We start from the raw sequence: 19,062 nt of genomic DNA on the forward strand, positions 1-19,062 counted from the left end.
GCGGGTCGGCGGTCGGGCCGGTCCGGCGGGAAGGGGTTGACGCGACGAGGCGGAGAGGGCAATACTCCCGTCGAAGCGCTTCGACAGGTTCGAACGCGCCGAGGCCGCGGTGGATCCCCGGTGCCCCGCGGCGCTGGACTCGACGAGGAGGACCCCATGCTGCACCGCGCGCGCGCCGTCTCCGCGGCCGCCCTGATCGCCGCGTCGGCCCTGACGCTGACCGCCTGCGTGGGCGGCGGCGGAGGGGGAGGCACGAGCGCCGGCGGCGGGGACGCCGACGACAAGACCCTCACGATCTGGCACTACGAGAACGACGACTCGGCGATGGGCCAGGCCTGGGCCAAGGCGATCGACATCTTCGAGAGCGAGCACCCGGACGTCACCGTCGAGGTCGAGAAGCAGACGTTCGAGCAGATCCAGAAGAACGCGAAGATCGTGCTGACCGGCGACGACGTGCCCGACGTCATGGAGTACAACAAGGGCAACGCGACGGCGGGCCAGCTCGCCGCGCAGGGCCTGATCGCCCCGCTGACCGACGCGGCCGAGAAGAACGGCTGGGCCGACAAGCTCTCCGGCTCCCTGCAGACCACCGCGCGGTACGACGAGGACGGGCTGATGGGCTCCGGCGACTGGTACGGGGTGCCCAACTACGGCGAGTTCGTGGGCGTCTACTACAACAAGGCGATGTTCGAGGACGCCGGCCTCGAGGTGCCGACCACGCTCGACGAGCTCGAGCAGGTGATGAAGGCCTTCAAGGACGACGGGGTCACCCCGCTCGCCGAGGCCGGCGCCGAGTACCCGATGGGCCAGCTCTGGTACGAGCTCGTGCTGGCGAACGCCGACCGGGACTTCGTCGACCAGTACCAGCTCTTCGACGGCGACGTCGACTTCCACGGCCCGGAGATGACGGCGGCGACCGAGCAGCTCGACGACTGGATCGACAAGGGGTACGTCGCGGCCGACTCCGCCGGGCTCACCGCCGAGGACATGGGCGTCGCGTTCATGAAGGGCGACTACCCGATGATGGTCTCCGGCTCCTGGTGGTTCGGCCGCGTCACGGCCGAGATGAAGGACGACTGGGGCCAGTTCAACTTCCCCGGCAACGCGCTGCACACCGGGTCGTCCGGCAACCTGTGGGTGGTCCCGACCAACGCGGACTCGCCGTCGCTCGCCACCGAGTTCATCGACACCACGCTGCGTCCCGAGGTGCAGGACGTGCTGGCGCAGACGGGCGGCCTGCCGGTCGCGGGCGACGCGTCCACCATCACCGACGACAAGACGCGCGAGCTCACCGAGAACTTCCAGGCGATCCTCGACGACGACGGCCTGGCGTTCTACCCCGACTGGCCCGTGCCGGGCTACTACGACACCGTCGTCAGCCAGCTGCAGTCCCTGATCAACCGCTCCAAGACGCCCGACCAGGTGCTCGACGGGCTCGAGTCGGCCTACACGGACGGCAAGGCCGACCTGCTGGGCGAGTGACGACGTGACCGCCACTCTCAGCCCGCCCGCGACAGCGTCCCGGGCCCGTGCCCGGACGCGCCGACGCCGGCGGCGTGCCACCCTGCCCTACCTGGTGTACCTGCTGCCCGGCGCGGTGCTCTTCGTGCTCGTCATCGGGTACCCCCTGGTGACCAACGTCTACATCAGTCTCTTCTCCTGGCGCGGCGGGCTCGCCCCGCTGACCTGGGTGGGCCTCGACAACTACGCGGAGCTCTGGCACGACGCGGCCTTCTGGACGTCGTTCCAGAACTCGATCGCGATGATCGTCGCGATGGTGCTCGTGCCCACCGTGATCGGCCTGCTCCTCGCGGCCGTGCTGTTCGACTACCTGGGCCGGAGGTTCGGGGGCCGGGTCGCGTCCGTCCTGCGGGCCACGTACTACCTGCCGCAGATCCTCCCCGTCGCGGTCGCGGGCGTCCTGTGGAACTGGATCCTCAACGCGCAGACCGGCGCGCTCAACGAGGTCCTGCGGGCCATGGGCGTCTCAGACCCGCCGAACTGGCTGGGCGACCCGAGCACGGCGCTGCCGAGCGTCATGCTCGTGCTGATCTGGGTGCAGATCGGGTACCCCGTGGTGATCTTCATGGCGGCGCTGCAGCGGGTGGACCCCGAGCTGTACGAGGCGGCGGAGCTGGACGGCGCCGGCTGGTGGCGGCGGTTCCGCGCCATCACGGTCCCGCAGATCCGCCCCGAGACGTTCGTCGTGACCCTGACCTGCACGGTCGCGGCGCTCAAGGTGTTCGGCCCGATCTACGTGCTGACCCGCGGCGGTCCGGAGAGCTCCACGCTCGTGCCGAGCTACTACTCGTACCTCAACTTCTTCGACAAGTCGCGGGTGGGCTACGGCGCCGCCGTCGCGACGGTGCTCACCGTGGTGATCCTCGTCGTCGCCGTCGTCATCCTCGCGCTGCAGACGCGCGCCGAGCGGGCCGAGGAGGGGGTGCGCTGATGGCCGCGACCCTGGCGACGGTCCGGGCGCGCAGCGGGAACCGCCACCACCGGGGCGCAGCGCGCTGGTTCGTGCTGGCGGGCGCCGTCGTCGTCGCGCTGCTCGTGGTCGCGCCGCTGCTGGTGATGCTGCTCAACGCGTTCAAGTCGCCCGACGACTACACGCAGCACGGGCCGCTCAGCCTCCCGACGGGGCTGTACCTCGACGGCCTCGTGAACTTCTGGCAGCGCACCGAGTTCCCGGTGAAGCTGTGGAACTCGTTCTTCATCTCGGCCGTCGTGGCGCTGGCGGGGTGCGCCCTGTCGCTCCTCAACGCCTATGCGATCGGGATCGGCAGGATCAAGGGCCGCATGTGGGTGGTGCTGCTGTTCCTGCTCGCCAACATGCTGCCGCAGGAGGCGCTGATCTACCCCCTGTTCGACATGGCCCGTCAGGTGGGGCTGTCGAACTCGCAGTGGTCCGTGATCATCATCTTCACGGTCATCCAGTCGGCCTTCGGCACCTACCTGCTGGCGTCGGTGCTGGGCACGTTCCCGCCGGCGCTGCTCGAGGCCGCGGCGCTCGACGGCGCGGGTCGCTGGCGGATCCTGTGGCAGGTCGTGTTCCCCATCGTGCGTCCCACGCTGATGGTGCTGATGATCTTCTTCTTCATCTGGACCTGGAACGAGTTCTTCATCCCGCTGGTCATGCTCACCACCAACGACACGCAGACGATCCCCATCGCGCTGGCGTCGCTGCAGGGCGACCGGATGATGGACGCCCCCACGACCAACGCCGGCGCCCTGGTGTCCCTCCTCCCGGCCCTGGTCTTCTTCCTGATCTTCCAGCGCACCCTCACCCGCGGCGTCACCGCCGGCGCGGTGAAGTAGCGCGTCCCCCTCGACCCCTCGCGCGGCGAGCCCCCGGGCACTCCGCCATCATCGACCCGACAGCACGGAGTAGGTGCACCTGATGAAGTTCACCGACGGTTACTGGCAGACGCGCCGCGGCATCGAGCCGCTGTACGCGGTGGAGGTCGACGACGTCCGCGTCGACGAGGCCGCGGGCACGATGACCGTCTACGCCCCGACGGCCCGGATCCGCCACCGGGGCGACACCCTCAACCGTCCGATGCTCACGGTCACGTACTCCTCGCCCGCCCCGGGCGTCGTGCGGGTGCGCGTGGAGCACTTCGCGGGCGCCGCGCGCCGCGGGCCGGAGTTCGCCGTCGCGCCCGAGCCGGGCTTCCTCCCGGTCGTGAAGGTCGACGAGACGGAGGGCGTGCTCGAGACCGGCGGGCTCTCGGTGCGGGTGCACCGCGGCGACGGCTGGCACGTGGACTTCGAGCAGGACGGCCGCGTGCTCACCTCCAGCCTGCCCAAGTCGGTCGGCGCGATGACCGCGACGTCGGGCCCGCTCGAGGGCGGGGCATGGGTGCACGAGCAGCTCACCCTCGACCCGGGGGAGCACGTGTACGGCCTCGGCGAGCGGTTCGGGCCGTTCGTCAAGAACGGGCAGTCGGTCGACGTCTGGAACGAGGACGGCGGCACCTCCAGCGAGCAGGCGTACAAGAACGTGCCGCTCTACCTGACGAGCAAGGGGTACGGCGTCTTCGTGGCCCACCCGGAGCGGGTGTCGCTCGAGGTCGCGTCCGAGGTGAACACGCGCGTCCAGTTCTCCGTCGAGGGCCAGTCGCTCGAGTACCACGTCATCGCCGGGCCGACGCCGAAGGACGTGCTGCGCCGGTACACCGGCCTCACCGGCCGGCCGGCGCGCGTGCCCGCCTGGTCGTACGGCACCTGGTTGTCGACGTCGTTCACCACGGACTACGACGAGGCCACGGTCACGAGCTTCGTCGACGGGATGGCCGAGCGTGGCCTGCCGCTGAGCGTGTTCCACTTCGACTGCTTCTGGATGCGCGAGTACCAGTGGTGCGACTTCGAGTGGGACCCGCGCGTCTTCCCGGACCCGGAGGGCATGCTCGCCCGCCTGCACGAGCGCGGCCTGAAGGTGAGCGTCTGGATCAACCCGTACATCGGGCAGCGCTCGCCGCTGTTCGCCGAGGGCCGCGAGAAGGGTTACCTGCTGCGCACCACGGACGGCGGTGTGTGGCAGTGGGACCTGTGGCAGGCGGGCATGGCGCTGGTGGACTTCACCAACCCGGAGGCCACGGACTGGTACCTCGGGCACCTGGAACGCCTGCTGGACCAGGGCGTGGACGCCTTCAAGACCGACTTCGGCGAGCGCGTGCCCACCGAGGGCGTGGTCTGGCACGACGGCTCCGACCCGCGCAAGATGCACAACTACTACGCCGAGCTCTACAACGAGGCGGTCTTCCGTCTGCTCGAGCGTCGCCGCGGCACCGGTGACGCCGTCGTCTTCGCGCGGTCGGCGACGGCGGGCGGGCAGCAGTTCCCGGTGCACTGGGGCGGGGACTGCGACTCGACCTACGCGTCCATGGGGGAGTCGCTGCGCGGCGGGCTGTCGCTCGCGCTGTCGGGCTTCGGGTACTGGAGCCACGACATCGGCGGCTTCGAGGGCACGCCCGACGCCGGGGTGTTCAAGCGCTGGCTCGCGTTCGGCCTGCTGTCGAGCCATTCGCGCTTCCACGGGTCGTCGTCCTACCGCGTGCCGTGGGCCTTCGACGAGGAGGCGGTCGACGTGGCGCGCCGCTTCACGCACCTGAAGATGTCGCTGATGCCGTACCTCGCGCGGGCGGGAGAGGAGGCGCACGCCGCGGGCACGCCGATCATGCGGCCGATGGTGCTGGAGTTCCCCGCCGACCGCGCCACCTTCGGCGTCGACATGCAGTACATGCTGGGCGGCTCGCTGCTCGTGGCTCCGGTCTTCCGGGCCGACGGCACGGTCGAGTACTACGTGCCCGAGGGCACGTGGTCGCGGCTGCTCGACGGCGCGGACGGCGGGCACGCGGAGACCGTGACCGGCCCGCGCTGGGTCACCGAGACCCACGGCTTCGACTCCCTGCCCGTGCTGGTGCGCCCGGGCACGGTGCTGCCGGTCGGGGCGCGCACCGACCGGCCCGACTACGCGTGGGCCGACGGCGTCACCCTGCACTGCTACGAGCTGCCCGACGGCTACGACGCCGTCACGGCCGTGCCGACGGGCGGGCCCGAGGGCGAGACGGCGACCTTCCGTGTCCGCCGCACGGGGGACGACGTCGTCGTCACGACCGACGACGCCCCCGGCGCCTGGACCGTCCGGGCGGGGGACCGCGCCGCCGCCGGCGACGGCCCCGGCACCGTGACCCTGCACCTCTGAACCCTGCGCCTCTGAAACCTTTCGAGCATGCGATCCGTCGCGCCGTCCGGCCCGACGGCGCGACGGATCGCATGCTCGAAGGCATCCCGGCAGCAGCGCACCCGGGCGTCGGTGGCTACACTGCCGAACAGCCGGTGGGAGCGCTTCCACCCATTCCGAGACCCGATCGAGGACCGAATTCCATGACCACGACGAGCACCGTCACCGACGCGACCGCCACGCGCACCTTCCCCGCCGACTTCCTGTGGGGCACCGCGACCGCGGCGTACCAGATCGAGGGGGCCGCCGCCGAGGGCGGCCGCGGGCCGTCGATCTGGGACACGTACTCCCACACCCCGGGGCGCACCAAGGACGGCGACACCGGCGACGTCGCGTGCGACCACTACCACCGGTGGGCCGAGGACGTGGACCATCTCGACCGGCTCGGCGTCGGCGCGTACCGCCTGTCGATCTCCTGGTCGCGGGTCCAGCCCGGCGGCAGCGGCCCGCTCAACCCGGAGGGCGTCGGCTTCTACCGGACGCTCCTCGAGGCGCTCCGCGACAGGGGCATCCGCCCGTTCGTCACGCTCTACCACTGGGACCTGCCGCAGGAGCTCGAGGACGCCGGCGGCTGGGGGAACCGGGAGACGTCGTTCGCCTTCGCGGAGTACGCCCGGCACATGGCGACCGAGCTCGGCGACCTGGTGGAGGCGTGGACCACCCTCAACGAGCCCTGGTGCTCGGCGTACCTCGGGTACGGCTCCGGCGTGCACGCCCCGGGTCGCACCGAGCCCGCGACGGCGCTCGCCGCGGTGCACCACCTCAACCTGGCGCACGGCCTGGCGGCCCGCGCGATCCGCGAGGTCCTGCCGGCCGCGCAGGTGTCGATCACGCTGAACCTGCACGCGATCCGCCCGGCCGACGGGGCGTCCGAGGGCGACGCGGACGCCGTCCGGAAGATCGACGCGCTCGCCAACCGCGCCTTCCTCGGCCCGATCCTGGACGGCGCGTACCCCGCGGACCTGCTCGCCGACACGGCGCACGTCTCCGACTGGGCCTTCGTGCGGGACGGCGACCTCGAGCTGGTCCGCCAGCCGCTCGACGTCCTCGGCGTCAACTACTACTCCACGGTCACCGTGCGTCGGTTCGCCGGCGAGGGGGAGCGGTCGGAGAACGACGGCCACGGCGCGTCGAGCCACAGCCCGTGGATCGGCGTCACCGACGTCGAGTTCGCCGAGCAGCCCGGCCCGTACACGGCGATGGGCTGGAACATCGAGCCGTCCGGCCTCACCGACCTGCTGCTGCGCCTGCACCGCACGTACCCGGGCCTGCCGCTCGCCGTTACCGAGAACGGTGCCGCCTTCGACGACGAGCTCGTGGTGGACGACGGCGAGCGCCGCGTGCACGACGACCGCCGCGTGGCGTACCTGCACGACCACGTCGCCGCCGTGGCCGCGGCCCGAGACGCGGGCGCGGACGTGCGCGGGTACTTCGCGTGGTCTCTCATGGACAACTTCGAGTGGGGCTACGGCTACTCCAAGCGCTTCGGCATCCTGCACGTCGACTACCCGACCGGCGAGCGCACCTGGAAGGACTCCGCGCACTGGTACCGCCGCCTCGCCACCTCCGGCGAGGTGCCGCCGGTCACCGCCGTCGCCCCCTGACCGACCGCGCTCCGCCGACCAGGCGGTCGGCACCGTGATCGCGGCCTCGAGCCGTCGATCACGGTGTCAACCGCCTGTTCGGCACTACCGTGCGGGGCATGACCGCCGCGCACCCCGCTCCGCCGACCGTCCCCGTCCCGGACGGCCTCCCCGCTCGGTTCGACGACGCGCTGCGTGCGCGGTGCCGGGAGCGGCGCGTGCCGGCGCTGTCCGCCGCGGTGGGCCGTGCCGGCGAGGTGGCGTGGGCCGGCGCCGCCGGCTGGGCGTCGGCCGACGCGGGCACGGCGTTCCGCATCGGGTCGATCACCAAGCCCATGACGGCGGTGGCCGTGCTGCGCCTGGCGGCCGGGGGGCGGCTCGGCCTGAACGACCCGGTCGGGCGGCACCTCCCGGACGCCCCGGCCCCCGACGCCACGGTGGCGCAGCTGCTCACGCACACCGCCGGCCTGCCGGCCGAGCCGCCGGGGCCGTGGTGGGAGCGGCACGGCGCGGGCACCTGGGAGGAGCTGGTCGGGTCGGGCGTCGAGCCGCTGTGGGAGCCGGGGGAGCGGCACCACTACTCCAACCTCGGCTACGCCGTCCTGGGCCGGCTGCTCGAGGAGGCGCACGGCCGGTCGTGGGACGCCGTCCTGCACGACGAGGTCTGGGCGCCGCTGGGCATGACCCGCACCGGGCGCACGGCGTCGGGGGACGCGGCGGTCGGGTACGCGGTGCACCCGTTCGACGCCGCGGTCCTCATCGAGCCCGTGGCGGCGTACGGCGCGATGGGCCCCGCGGGCGAGGTGTGGTCGACCCCGACGGACCTGGTGCGGTTCGGGTCGTGGCTGGTCGGCGCCGGCGACGGCGCGGCCGGGGACGACGTGCTCCCGCTCGCCTGGCGGCGCCGGATGACGGCTCCGCGGGCCGTGGTCGACGACGACGCGCCGTTCACGACCGCGTGGGGGCTCGGGGTCTCCGTGCAGCACCCGGCGGGAGGCGGTGATCGGCGCACCGTGGGCCACGGGGGTTCCGTGCCCGGGTTCACGGCAGCGCTGCGCGCCGACGCCGCGACGGGGGACGTCGTCGCGGTGTGCGGCAGCTCGACGGCCGGGTTCGGCGACGTGTCCTTCCTGCTCGACCTCCTGGGCGAGCCGCGCCCCGTCGTCACCGCCGCCGGGGGTGCTGCGGACCCCGACGCCCTCGCCCTGGCCGGCACCTGGTACTGGGGCCCGACGCCGTACACCCTCGCGCCGCGCGCCGACGGCCGCCTGGAGCTGAGCTCCCCGGGAGGGCGGGACACCGTGTTCGCCCGGTCGTCCGACGGCGGCTGGGTCGGTGCGGAGGGCGGGTACTGGCGTGGCGAGCGGTTGCGCCCGGCCGGGTCGGGCACGCCCGCACGGGCGCTCGACGTCGGCACCTTCCACTTCACCCGCACGCCGTACGACCCCGCGACGCCGGTGCCGGGCGGCGTCGACCCGGCGGGCTGGCGTCCGGTGCCGCGGGAGGCCCCGGCCCGGGGCGGCGCCGACTGACGCGCGCCCGGCGCGTGTGCGACACACCACCGACCGCGACACGCCGATGTCCTCGACGAATTTTTCCGCCGTCTCGAGGCCGGGAATGTCCGATCTGCCCGGACCTCGACGGACGCGCTGCCGGGGCTCGAGCGGGTCGGCATCCCCGCCGTGCCGGTCCCGCCGTCGCGCGCATGCTGTGGACGCCCGGCACCCACCGCCTGTGGACATCCGATCGCGAGGCGCACATTGCCGCGGAAGAGCGCCGCGGACGATGTTGACGGAGCCTCGCCGAACCTGTGGACGGGGGCGTGTCGGACCCCCGTGGGACGCTGTTCGTGGGGTTGCGGCGCGAGGGGTGTTCGACGAATGACACGGGTGTCAACCACAAGATGTCGGTCCCGCGCGCGCCCCGACCACTAGGTGTAGTGTTTGGAGCACGCGGGGCGCACAGCCCTTCGAACAAAGCACACCGGCGTAGTTCCACGGGCGTCATCCCTGGTCCGGGCCCTTTCGAGGCCCGTCGAGGGACCGCTCGCAGGGCATCGGCACGGGTCGGACGAAGCCCCCCCGGCGGGGAGCGCAGAGAGGGAGAGACACATGAGCATCACGGTCTACAGCAAGCCGGCCTGCGTGCAGTGCGACGCGACCTATCGCGCCCTCGACCGCAAGGGGGTCGAGTACACGGTGGTCGACATCACCCAGGACGCCGAGGCGCTCGAGATGGTCCGTGGGCTCGGCTACCTGCAGGCCCCCGTCGTCGTCGCCGGCGACACCCACTGGTCGGGCTTCCGCCCCGACCAGATCGCCGCGGTCGCGGCGCAGCAGTCCGTCTCTGCCTGACGCGGACCGCGACACAGGCAGGACAACACACGCGGGACCGCCGGTCGCGGCCCGCACCCCACGAACGGCCGGCGCCCCGGGCTTCGATCCCGACCCGGGGCGCCGTGCGTCTTCGGCGCGACAGCACGCCGGTCGGCAGCAGCATCCGGGGGGAGGCTGATCATGGGTTCTCTCGTCTACTTCTCCAGCGTGTCGGAGAACACCCACCGGTTCGTGCAGCGCCTCGGGCTCGACGAGCTCGGCATGTCCGTGCACCGGATCCCGGTGCGGAAGACGGACGGATTCCTCACGGTGACCGAGCCCTACGTGCTCATGGTCCCGACCTACGGCGGGGGGAACGAGGGCGGCGCCGTGCCACGGCGCGTGCGTGAGTTCCTCAACGACCCGCACAACCGGTCGCTCGTCCGCGGCGTCATCGCCGCGGGGAACACCAACTTCGGCGCTGCGTACTGCATCGCCGGCGACATCATCTCCGCGAAGTGCCAGGTGCCCTACCTGTACGCCTTCGAACTCCTGGGGACGGCTGAGGACGCCCGGCGCGTCCGTGACGGATTGGGACGATTTTGGCAACGACAGTCACTGATCTCGGCGTGAGCGCGACGACCCCGGAGGTCCCCGGCGCCACCCCCGTGCCGCTGCAGGGCGTGCAGCTCGACTACCACGCCCTCAACGCGATGCTGAACCTGTACGGACCGGACGGCCAGATCCAGTTCGACAAGGACCGCGAGGCCACGACGGCCTACTTCGAGCAGCACGTGGTGCCGAACACGATCCAGTTCGCCACGCTCGACGAGAAGCTCGACTACCTCGTCGAGAACAAGTACTACGACCCGACGGTCCTCGAGAAGTACTCGCGCGCCTTCGTCAAGGAGCTGTTCCAGCTCGCGTACTCGAAGGACTTCCGGTTCGAGTCGTTCCTCGGCGCGTTCAAGTACTACACGTCGTACACGCTGAAGACCTTCGACGGGAAGAAGTACCTCGAGCGTTTCGAGGACCGCGTCTCGATGGTCGCGCTCGGCCTGGCCGACGGCGACGAGCAGGTGGCGCGCGACATCGTCGAGGAGGTCGTGTCGGGCCGGTTCCAGCCGGCGACGCCGACGTTCCTCAACGTGGGCAAGGCGCAGCGCGGCGAGCCCGTGTCCTGCTTCCTGCTGCGCATCGAGGACAACATGGAGTCCATCGCGCGCAGCATCAACTCCGCCCTGCAGCTGTCCAAGCGCGGCGGCGGCGTGGCCCTGCTGCTGAGCAACATCCGCGAGCACGGCGCGCCGATCAAGCACATCCAGAACCAGTCGTCCGGCGTCATCCCCGTGATGAAGCTGCTCGAGGACTCGTTCTCGTACGCCAACCAGCTCGGCGCCCGCCAGGGTGCCGGCGCGGTGTACCTGCACGCGCACCACCCGGACATCATGCGGTTCCTCGACACCAAGCGGGAGAACGCGGACGAGAAGATCCGCATCAAGACCCTCTCGCTCGGCGTCGTGATCCCGGACGTGACGTTCGAGCTCGCCAAGCAGAACGCGGACATGCACCTGTTCAGCCCGTACGACGTCGAGCGCGTCTACGGCAAGCCGTTCGCCGACATCTCCATCTCGGAGAAGTACGACGAGCTCGTGGCCGACGACCGCATCACGAAGACGACGATCAAGGCCCGCGACTTCTTCCAGACCATCGCGGAGCTGCAGTTCGAGTCGGGCTACCCGTACGTGATGTTCGAGGACACCGTGAACGAGGCGAACCCGATCAAGGGCCGCATCACGCACTCGAACCTCTGCTCGGAGATCCTCCAGGTCTCGACGCCGTCGACGTTCAACGAGGACCTGTCCTACGACCACATCGGCCGGGACATCTCCTGCAACCTCGGCTCGCTCAACATCGCCAAGACGATGGACTCGCCGGACTTCGCCAAGACGATCGACACCGCGATCCGCGCGCTCACCGCCGTCTCCGACCAGACGAGCATCGAGTCGGTCCCCTCGATCCGGCGCGCGAACGACCTCGGGCACGCCATCGGCCTCGGGCAGATGAACCTGCACGGGTACCTCGCCCGCGAGCGGATCTACTACGGCTCCGACGAGGGCGTCGACTTCACGAACCTGTACTTCTACACGGTCGCCTACCACGCGATCGCCGCGTCGAACCGCCTCGCGATCGAGCGCGGCAAGGCGTTCGGCGGGTTCGAGGACTCCAAGTACGCCACCGGCGAGTACTTCGACAAGTACACCGACGGCGAGTGGAAGCCCGCGACGGAGCGCGTCGCCCGGCTGTTCGCCGAGGCCGGCGTGACGATCCCGACGCAGGACGACTGGCGCGCGCTCAAGGCCTCGGTCATGGAGCACGGCATCTACAACCAGAACCTCCAGGCCGTGCCGCCCACCGGGTCGATCAGCTACATCAACAACTCGACGTCGTCGATCCACCCGGTGCCCGCCAAGATCGAGATCCGCAAGGAGGGCAAGCTCGGTCGCGTGTACTACCCGGCGCCGTACATGACGAACGAGAACCTGGACTACTACCAGGACGCGTACGAGATCGGCTACGAGAAGATCATCGACACCTACGCCGCCGCGACGCAGCACGTGGACCAGGGCCTGTCGCTGACGCTGTTCTTCCCCGACACGGTGACGACGCGCGACGTCAACCGCGCGCAGATCTACGCCTGGCGCAAGGGGATCAAGACGCTGTACTACATCCGTCTCCGGCAGCTGGCTCTTGAGGGGACGTCCGTGGAGGGCTGCGTCAGCTGCATGCTGTGAGGACTGACGAATGATGATCTCCGTGGAGTCGAGCACCCGAGAAGCATTCGGGGTCGTCTATGGCGTGCGCCTGCGAGAGTCGGACGAGTACCGGTACGTGGGCCTGACGACGAAGCGCCCAGCGGTCCGCCTTCGACGTCACCTGAGCAACGCGCGTTCGGGTCGGAAGACGGCCTTCTACGACTGGCTCCGGAAGCACGCGGAGGACGTCGTCGTCGACCAGCTGGACACTGAGTGGGGGAGCCTTGAATCGCTGGGGGAGTCGGAGATCATCTGGATCGCCTCGCTGCGCAACGAGGGACACCGGCTTCTGAACCTCGCGGACGGCGGACTCGGACCGACAGGTGTCGAGTGGACTGAGGAGATGCGCGAGGCGGCGCGGCAGCGAGCGACCGGTCGGACGGGCGTCAGCCGTCCGGGTCCGCTCGCCCCGTTCTACGGGCGGAGTCATACCGTGCAGCAGCGTGCGAAGTGGTCCGAAGAAAGGAAGGGTACTTTCGTCGGCCCGGACAATCCCAACTACGGCAAGTTCGGCAAGGATCACCCGAGTTTCGGCCACACGATGACAGCGGAGGCGCGGGCTGCGCTGTCTGAGATGCGCAAGGGTGAACGCAACCCCAACTTCGGCAAGAAGGCGAGCGCAGAGACCCGAGCGAAGATGTCGGCTGCGCAGAAGGGCGTACCCAAGCCGTCGAGCGCGCGGAGTGCACACACGCGTTACCACACCAACCAAGGGCGCTTCAGTCCGGAGTGCAGGTATTGCACCGAGGACGCGAAATCGCCGGAAGGCACCTGAGGAAGAGGAAGATCGAGCCATGTCGCCCACGGGGAAGCTCAAGCTCATCGATCGTGTGACCGCGATCAACTGGAACCGTCTGCAGGACGAGAAGGACCTCGAGGTCTGGGACCGCCTGGTCGGCAACTTCTGGCTGCCGGAGAAGGTGCCGGTCTCGAACGACATCCAGTCGTGGCACACGCTCAGCGACGCGGAGCGGCTCATGACGACCCGGGTGTTCACCGGCCTCACGCTGCTGGACACCATCCAGGGCACGGTCGGCGCCGTGTCGCTCATCCCCGACGCGCTGACCCCGCACGAGGAGGCGGTGTACACCAACATCGCGTTCATGGAGTCGGTGCACGCCAAGAGCTACTCGTCGATCTTCTCGACGCTGATCTCGACGCGGGAGATCGACGAGGCGTTCGCCTGGTCGGAGGCGAGCCTTCAGCTGCAGCGCAAGGCCGAGATCGTGCTCGACTACTACCGCGGCGACGACCCGCTGAAGCGCAAGGTCGCCTCGACGATGCTCGAGTCGTTCCTGTTCTACTCCGGCTTCTACGCGCCGATGTACTGGTCCAGCCGCGCCAAGCTGACGAACACGGCCGACCTCATCCGCCTCATCATCCGCGACGAGGCCGTGCACGGGTACTACATCGGCTACAAGTACCAGAAGGGCCTGGCGCAGGTCAGCCAGACCGAGCAGGACGAGCTCAAGGCCTACACGTTCGAGCTGCTCTTCGAGCTGTACGAGAACGAGGTCGAGTACACCGACGCGCTGTACGGCGAGCTGGGTCTCACCGAGGACGTCAAGGCGTTCCTGCGGTACAACGCCAACAAGGCCCTCATGAACCTGGGCTACGAGGCGCTGTTCCCCAAGGAGGACACGGCCGTGAACCCGGCGATCCTCGCGGCGCTGTCGCCGAACGCCGACGAGAACCACGACTTCTTCTCGGGGTCGGGCTCCTCGTACGTCATCGGCAAGGCCGTGGCGACGGAGGACGACGACTGGGACTTCTGAGACCCGTCTCAGACCCAGGTCGCCGAACCGGCTGATCAGAGGCCCGGACCCGCGGAGTTCCGCAGGTCCGGGCCTCTTTGCGTGCCCACTCGCCGTGGACACCGGAGGTCGACGATGGACCCGAGAACCCATTCGCAGCGGCACGCAGGTGGCACGCGCACGCCCGCCAGACGAGAGCGAGGCGGCCCGACGAGCCGAGCTGCGGTTCGCGGAGCCGCCAGGTTCGTGCCACAGCGTGCCAGAGGGCAGGCGCTCGACGGCCTGCGATCCGCGACATTCCACGGGTTCCGGCCGCCAGCACCAGCCCGCCCCGTGCCGTGGCACGCAGTGGCACGAGGCCATCGGGGCTTGCAGATCCGCGGCCGTGGCCATGTCTCCCTGGGTGGTGTCCTCCGCACCTAGTCGAAGAAGCCGTAGATCGTGCTGATCCGGCCCTCCTCGATCACCGCGACGTCCCGACCCGAGGCCGCCGGTGGTCCGCCGGCGGGGCCGAAGCTCCAGGCGAAGTGCGCGACATCGTGGTGGCTGCGGACCTCACCGAGATCGAAGTGGAATTGGGGAAACTGTTGCTGCCAGCCGGCGACATAGGTGTCGATCGCTGACCTGCCCTGGGCCGAGGTGTGAGGGTCGACGTAGTACGCGTCGGACGTGAAGACGCCGCCGGCGATCGCCTGTCTGGTGTGCGGTGTCCGCTCGTTCCACACCGAGATGTATGCCCTCAGCAGATCGGTGACAGTGTCGGGCTTCTCACCCGTCATGAGGTTCGCGATCCCTGAGTGAACTGCTCGATCAGGACGGGGTAGCTCTGTCCTGCCTGGCCGGCGTCGATCGCCTGGTCCACGAGGGCCTTGAAGAGCTTCGGGAGGTCCGCGTTGATGCCCAGCCGCTCGCTTTCCTCGATGAGGTGGGCCATGCCACCGGCGTGCGTGGAGAGCGTCGCGTCGTCGGGTGGGTAGGTGCCGCTGTCGACCTGGTCGGCATAGCCGGCCAGCCACCCGGCCGTACCTTGCGCCATCTGCGCCGCGAAAGGCGAGTAGGTGGACGCGTCCACGCCGGCGGTGCGGAGCAGGGCGACGCCGTGAAGCCAGGCGTTCAGGACGCCCCACATCATGCTCAGGCCCGCGACGTCGTACAGCGCGGACAAGCCATGGTCCTCCCCGAGGTAGGTGGCCGTTCCGAGTGCGTCGAGGGTGGGTCGGTTCGTCGTGAAGGCGGTGTTCGAGCCGCTCAGCAGGATCACCGCCTCGTCGGTGCCGATGGCTGGGGGGACGGCCATGATCGCGCCGTCGAGATAGTGGGCGGCTCGTCGCTCGGCCCAGCGGGCCATCTCGCGTGCCTGCGCCGAGTCGCCCGACGTCAGGTTGACCAGGAGCCGCCCGTCGAGCTCGCCGGCGACCGGGGCGAAGGCTTGCTGGAGTGATTCGTAGTCGGAGACACATGCGATCGTCACGGGGCTTGCGCCGACCGCGGTGCCGACCAAGTCGGCGGTCAGCGCCCCCTGCGCGAGCAGCGAGTCTGCCTTGGCGGCTGTTCGGTTCCACACGGTGACCTGGCGACCCGCCTTGATCAAGGCGCCCGCCAGCGCCCTGCCCATGAGCCCGAGGCCGATGAGTGTCACGTCAGAATTTGTCTGGTGAGCCATAGCAGGATGGTGAACGTTGATACCCGTGTGAAGGTCAAGGGGGAACGGTGCACATTGGAGAGTTGAGCCGCCGGACTGACGTCAACGCCCATCAGCTGAGGTACTACGAAGCACGAGGGCTGTTGGAGCCGGACCGCACTGGGGCCGGGTACCGGGTGTACGACAGGGAGGACGTCGTCACGGTGAAGCAGATCCGGCATCTGCTGGACGCTGGTCTGTCGACCGAGGACATCGCCTACCTGCTGCCGTGCGCGACCGGAGAAGCCCCCGAGCTCCCTGGTTGCCCGGACCTGCTGGCCGCGATGCGGTCCCGGCTGCAGCACCTGGACGACCAGATACACACGTTGACGCGCTCCCGACAAGCGTTGGCCCACTACATCGACGAAGCCGCACGAATCGGCGGCGAGACCTATGGTCCCTTCGGTGGGACCACGCAGGTGGGAGGTTCCACGCACGTGCCAAGCCCCACCTGAGCAGGCCGACGGACGCGCCATCGACCCCGTCCGACGTCATCGAGGTCCTGTCCACATCGCCGCATGCAGGCGGGGCGTCGGAAACGCCGGTGGGTGCGCACAGCACCGCGCGGCATGGGATCGCCTCGACGGCCCCGGACAACCGGGCCGGTTCGACGAACGCTCGGCGTGCTTGAGCCGTCAGCTAGGACTCCAGCCAGGCGACCTGGTCAGGTTCGGTCACGCCGTCGCTGGACGCCGCGGCGGGTGGGACCAGGCCGTCGACGGTCGATCCGTTCGAGGAAGAAGAACCAGGAGCCAGGTCGGCCAGCGACTCACCGTCGCGACCCGCTCAGGCAGCCATCATGGTGATGCGTACGCAGGCCGATGTCGGGGGCCCACCAGTCACCATGCCAGGCCCGGTGCATCAGCCCATACGCCGTCACCGCGCCACCTCCGGCACTCATCGCGTCGTCCTGGAGACCGAGTGCTGTCAGAGCACATCAGCACGTGATGCACGCACATGACCGGCGCCGGGGCCCCGGGCGGTCAGGCGTTTCCAACGCGTCGTCAGCAAGCGCGGCGAGGGCGGCGATCCGGGGAGATCGGCGCGCTGCACGGCGGCGAGGCCGTCCAGCGCTATCACTATCAGGCGGCGACGGGCGGCTCGCGCTTGCGTGTCGAGCGCATCGTCTCCCAGCTCCTGGATCTGCTCGACCAGCGGTGACCGGCCCAGCTGCTCGATGAGCAGGACGATGTCGGTCGCGGTCACGTCACGCCGAAGCCCGCCGCACTCGTGCGCGCGGTCCACCAGCGTCGTGAAGTCCCGGTCCGCCGCAGCCACCAGCTCCACCGATTGCGCGGGCACCGAGGTCAGCTTCCGCAGCGGGGCCAGCGTGCCCTGGCCGTACTCGACGCTCTGCACGATCAGGTCCTGCAGGCCCTGCCACGGGTCCGGGTGGTCGGCGGCGGCGCGCGTTGCCGCGATCCACTGCTGGTTCGACAGGATGAGCAGCCGCTCGTACAGGGCGGCCTTGCCGTTGTAGCGCCGGTAGAGCGTGCCCACGCCGACCCCGGCCGCCTCGGCGATCGCGTTGACCGAGGCGTGCTCCCCGTCGCGGGAGAACACCCGCCGGGCCGCCCGCAGTAGAGCCTCGTCGTTGCGGGCGACTTCGGCCTGCCGGGCCTCTTGCTGCTTGGAGACACCCATGCCCGTCATCCTACGGCCTTGCGGAGTGAATCGCTCCGCAGTAGTGTCCCCACTGTCCGGAGCAAATCGCTCCGCACTTGAGCGAGAAGCGAGGACCCCTATGCGACCGAGCAAGATCGTGCTCGTCACCGGAGCCACCGGCCGCCAGGGCGGCGGTGCAGCCCGGGCCCTACTCGCCGACGGCTGGCATGTGCGCGCACTGGTCCGCGACCTGGACGTCGCACCGGCCCACGCCCTGGCCCGCGCCGGCGCGACGTTGGTGCGAGGCAGCCTCGATGACCCGGAGTCGCTGGCACGGGCGGTCGACGGCGCCGACGGTGTGTTCAGCGTCCAGCCGCTGGCCGTCACCAAGGAGGAGCTGGCCACCGAGGTCCGGCGCGGGATCGCCGTGGCGGACGCCGCCAGGGCCGCAGGAGTGGCGCACCTGGTCTACAGCTCCGTCGACGGCGCCGAACGCAGCACCAGCGTCGACCACTTCGAGTCGAAGGCCCGCATCGAGCAGCACCTCGCCGCCACCTTCCCGTCGGCGACGATCCTGCGGCCGGTGTTCTTCATGGACAACCTGCTCGGGTATGCCGACGCCGCCGGCCAGCGCGTCCTGGAGCTGCCGGTGATCCCCGGCCGCCCGATGCAGATGATCGCCGCTGCGGACATCGGCCGGATCGCCGCCGCGGCATTCGCTGATCCGGAGGTCTACCTCGGCGCCCGACTGGCGATCGCCGGGGACGCCGTCAGCTTCGACGAGGTCGCGGCGATCTACCAGCGGGTCACCGGCATCCCCACCCGTCTGGTGGCCACACCGATCGAGGAGCGGATGTACGAGTGGTTCGCCGAGGACGGCTACCAGGCCGACATCGCCGCCCTGCGTGCCGACTTCCCCTGGCTCCAGCGCTTCGACGCCTTCCTGCACGACGCGCTCGTTCCTGCCCCTGCCACCCGATGAGGAGAGACCCATGTCTGCACGCCTGAACCTTCTGAACAACACGATCGCGGGCAAAGCGATGAGAGGCATCAACACGGCGAGCATGGCGGTGATCTCCAGCGGCCTGCTGCCCAAGACCACGATGGACCTGGTGCTGCTGCGGGCGAGCCAGATCAACGGGTGCGGATACTGCACCGACATTCACAGCAAGGACCTGACGCACTCCGGGGAGAGCGCGACCCGGGTGAACCTGGTTTCCGCCTGGCGCGAGACCACGGTCTTCACAGACGAGGAGCGGGCTGCCCTGGACCTCGCCGAGCAGGGCACCCGGATCGCCGACACCGCCGGCGGGGTGCCGCACGAGGTGTGGGCGAACGCCGCGACGTACTACGACGAGGATCAACTGGCCGCCCTGACCTGCCTGATCGCGCTGATCAACGCCAGCAACCGACTCGGTGTCATCGCCGCCATCCCGGGGGGCGGCTACGCACCCGGTCCGTTCGGCTGAACCGGCCCGGGTCGGCGAACTCGGCGCCACCCACCGCACCAGAGGTCAAGTCGCCGGTACGGTGTGTGACGCCGGTCGCCCGGCGCGCTA

Annotated in this window: 17 protein-coding genes; 14 read left to right on the top strand and 3 right to left on the bottom strand. The window is 70.0% G+C overall.

Annotated elements, in window-relative coordinates:
* The first annotated feature begins 156 nt into the window (after nucleotides 1-156).
* The 11 genes from AAG589_RS14265 (at nucleotide 157) to nrdF (ending at nucleotide 14,238) form a co-directional block, all read left to right on the top strand.
* Entirely contained in the window at nucleotides 157-1,482 is a 1,326-nt protein-coding gene (locus tag AAG589_RS14265) for an ABC transporter substrate-binding protein (RefSeq protein WP_430567894.1), read from the top strand.
* Nucleotides 1,483-1,564: 82 nt separating this feature from the next.
* Entirely contained in the window at nucleotides 1,565-2,452 is an 888-nt protein-coding gene (locus AAG589_RS14270; RefSeq protein ID WP_430568044.1) for a carbohydrate ABC transporter permease, read from the top strand.
* A complete protein-coding gene (locus AAG589_RS14275) occupies nucleotides 2,452-3,321 on the top strand; it encodes a carbohydrate ABC transporter permease (protein ID WP_430567895.1) in 870 nt (289 codons plus the stop codon). Before AAG589_RS14270 ends, AAG589_RS14275 begins: the two co-directional genes overlap by 1 nt.
* Before the next feature lie 82 nt (nucleotides 3,322-3,403).
* Nucleotides 3,404-5,710: an alpha-xylosidase gene (gene yicI / locus AAG589_RS14280; RefSeq protein ID WP_430567896.1), complete on the top strand. Its 2,307-nt coding sequence runs from the start codon at nucleotides 3,404-3,406 to the stop codon at nucleotides 5,708-5,710.
* Nucleotides 5,711-5,892: 182 nt separating this feature from the next.
* Entirely contained in the window at nucleotides 5,893-7,353 is a 1,461-nt protein-coding gene (locus AAG589_RS14285; RefSeq protein WP_430567897.1) for a GH1 family beta-glucosidase, read from the top strand.
* 98 nt (nucleotides 7,354-7,451) lie between these two features.
* Nucleotides 7,452-8,864: a serine hydrolase domain-containing protein gene (locus AAG589_RS14290; RefSeq protein ID WP_430567898.1), complete on the top strand. Its 1,413-nt coding sequence runs from the start codon at nucleotides 7,452-7,454 to the stop codon at nucleotides 8,862-8,864.
* A gap of 579 nt (nucleotides 8,865-9,443) precedes the next feature.
* The gene (nrdH, locus tag AAG589_RS14295; RefSeq protein ID WP_430567899.1) at nucleotides 9,444-9,686 is read left to right on the top strand and encodes a glutaredoxin-like protein NrdH; all 243 of its coding nucleotides are present in this window, start codon (nucleotides 9,444-9,446) and stop codon (nucleotides 9,684-9,686) included.
* A 162-nt stretch (nucleotides 9,687-9,848) separates the two neighbouring features.
* Nucleotides 9,849-10,280, top strand: coding sequence for a class Ib ribonucleoside-diphosphate reductase assembly flavoprotein NrdI (gene nrdI / locus AAG589_RS14300; protein ID WP_429735151.1), 432 nt, complete (start codon nucleotides 9,849-9,851; stop codon nucleotides 10,278-10,280).
* On the top strand, nucleotides 10,277-12,442 hold the full coding sequence (nrdE, locus tag AAG589_RS14305) for a class 1b ribonucleoside-diphosphate reductase subunit alpha (protein WP_430567900.1): 2,166 nt from the start codon (nucleotides 10,277-10,279) through the stop codon (nucleotides 12,440-12,442). Before nrdI ends, nrdE begins: the two co-directional genes overlap by 4 nt.
* Before the next feature lie 10 nt (nucleotides 12,443-12,452).
* Complete coding sequence (locus tag AAG589_RS14310) at nucleotides 12,453-13,238, top strand: NUMOD3 domain-containing DNA-binding protein (protein WP_430567901.1); 786 nt, start codon at nucleotides 12,453-12,455, stop codon at nucleotides 13,236-13,238.
* Between the two features lie 19 nt (nucleotides 13,239-13,257).
* On the top strand, nucleotides 13,258-14,238 hold the full coding sequence (nrdF, locus tag AAG589_RS14315) for a class 1b ribonucleoside-diphosphate reductase subunit beta (RefSeq protein WP_430567902.1): 981 nt from the start codon (nucleotides 13,258-13,260) through the stop codon (nucleotides 14,236-14,238).
* A 398-nt stretch (nucleotides 14,239-14,636) separates the two neighbouring features.
* Here nrdF and AAG589_RS14320 read toward each other — a convergent pair whose 3' ends face one another.
* Together AAG589_RS14320 and AAG589_RS14325 are read right to left on the bottom strand one after the other, a co-directional pair.
* A complete protein-coding gene (locus AAG589_RS14320) occupies nucleotides 14,637-14,996 on the bottom strand; it encodes a nuclear transport factor 2 family protein (protein ID WP_430567903.1) in 360 nt (119 codons plus the stop codon).
* Complete coding sequence (locus AAG589_RS14325; protein WP_430567904.1) at nucleotides 14,993-15,880, bottom strand: NAD(P)-dependent oxidoreductase; 888 nt, start codon at nucleotides 15,878-15,880, stop codon at nucleotides 14,993-14,995. The genes AAG589_RS14320 and AAG589_RS14325 overlap by 4 nt, the downstream gene beginning before the upstream one ends.
* Nucleotides 15,881-15,927: 47 nt before the next feature.
* On the opposite strand from AAG589_RS14325, the gene AAG589_RS14330 reads away from it, so the two are divergent.
* The gene (locus tag AAG589_RS14330) at nucleotides 15,928-16,353 is read left to right on the top strand and encodes a MerR family transcriptional regulator (RefSeq protein WP_430567905.1); all 426 of its coding nucleotides are present in this window, start codon (nucleotides 15,928-15,930) and stop codon (nucleotides 16,351-16,353) included.
* A 472-nt stretch (nucleotides 16,354-16,825) separates the two neighbouring features.
* On the opposite strand, the gene AAG589_RS14335 is transcribed toward AAG589_RS14330, so the two are convergent.
* Nucleotides 16,826-17,542, bottom strand: coding sequence for a TetR/AcrR family transcriptional regulator (locus AAG589_RS14335; RefSeq protein WP_430567906.1), 717 nt, complete (start codon nucleotides 17,540-17,542; stop codon nucleotides 16,826-16,828).
* 100 nt (nucleotides 17,543-17,642) lie between these two features.
* Here AAG589_RS14335 and AAG589_RS14340 point away from each other — a divergent pair, with 100 nt between their 5' ends.
* The gene (locus AAG589_RS14340) at nucleotides 17,643-18,485 is read left to right on the top strand and encodes an NmrA/HSCARG family protein (RefSeq protein ID WP_430567907.1); all 843 of its coding nucleotides are present in this window, start codon (nucleotides 17,643-17,645) and stop codon (nucleotides 18,483-18,485) included.
* A 10-nt stretch (nucleotides 18,486-18,495) separates the two neighbouring features.
* A complete protein-coding gene (locus AAG589_RS14345) occupies nucleotides 18,496-18,972 on the top strand; it encodes a carboxymuconolactone decarboxylase family protein (protein ID WP_430567908.1) in 477 nt (158 codons plus the stop codon).
* The last annotated feature ends 90 nt before the right edge of the window (nucleotides 18,973-19,062 follow it).

This window comes from Isoptericola sp. F-RaC21 (assembly GCF_038593535.1).
GTDB lineage: Bacteria > Actinomycetota > Actinomycetes > Actinomycetales > Cellulomonadaceae > Isoptericola.

Excerpts from the sequence above, each read along its gene's own strand:
- AAG589_RS14285 (WP_430567897.1), top strand. The coding sequence starts at position 5,893 with ATGACCACGACGAGCACCGTCACCGACGCGACCGCCACGCGCACCTTC.
- AAG589_RS14345 (WP_430567908.1), top strand. The coding sequence starts at position 18,496 with ATGTCTGCACGCCTGAACCTTCTGAACAACACGATCGCGGGCAAAGCG.
- AAG589_RS14275 (WP_430567895.1), top strand. The coding sequence starts at position 2,452 with ATGGCCGCGACCCTGGCGACGGTCCGGGCGCGCAGCGGGAACCGCCAC.
- AAG589_RS14265 (WP_430567894.1), top strand. The coding sequence starts at position 157 with ATGCTGCACCGCGCGCGCGCCGTCTCCGCGGCCGCCCTGATCGCCGCG.
- nrdI (WP_429735151.1), top strand. The coding sequence starts at position 9,849 with ATGGGTTCTCTCGTCTACTTCTCCAGCGTGTCGGAGAACACCCACCGG.
- AAG589_RS14310 (WP_430567901.1), top strand. The coding sequence starts at position 12,453 with ATGATGATCTCCGTGGAGTCGAGCACCCGAGAAGCATTCGGGGTCGTC.
- AAG589_RS14325 (WP_430567904.1), bottom strand. The coding sequence starts at position 15,880 with ATGGCTCACCAGACAAATTCTGACGTGACACTCATCGGCCTCGGGCTC.
- AAG589_RS14290 (WP_430567898.1), top strand. The coding sequence starts at position 7,452 with ATGACCGCCGCGCACCCCGCTCCGCCGACCGTCCCCGTCCCGGACGGC.
- AAG589_RS14320 (WP_430567903.1), bottom strand. The coding sequence starts at position 14,996 with ATGACGGGTGAGAAGCCCGACACTGTCACCGATCTGCTGAGGGCATAC.
- AAG589_RS14335 (WP_430567906.1), bottom strand. The coding sequence starts at position 17,542 with ATGGGTGTCTCCAAGCAGCAAGAGGCCCGGCAGGCCGAAGTCGCCCGC.
- nrdH (WP_430567899.1), top strand. The coding sequence starts at position 9,444 with ATGAGCATCACGGTCTACAGCAAGCCGGCCTGCGTGCAGTGCGACGCG.
- nrdF (WP_430567902.1), top strand. The coding sequence starts at position 13,258 with ATGTCGCCCACGGGGAAGCTCAAGCTCATCGATCGTGTGACCGCGATC.
- yicI (WP_430567896.1), top strand. The coding sequence starts at position 3,404 with ATGAAGTTCACCGACGGTTACTGGCAGACGCGCCGCGGCATCGAGCCG.
- AAG589_RS14340 (WP_430567907.1), top strand. The coding sequence starts at position 17,643 with ATGCGACCGAGCAAGATCGTGCTCGTCACCGGAGCCACCGGCCGCCAG.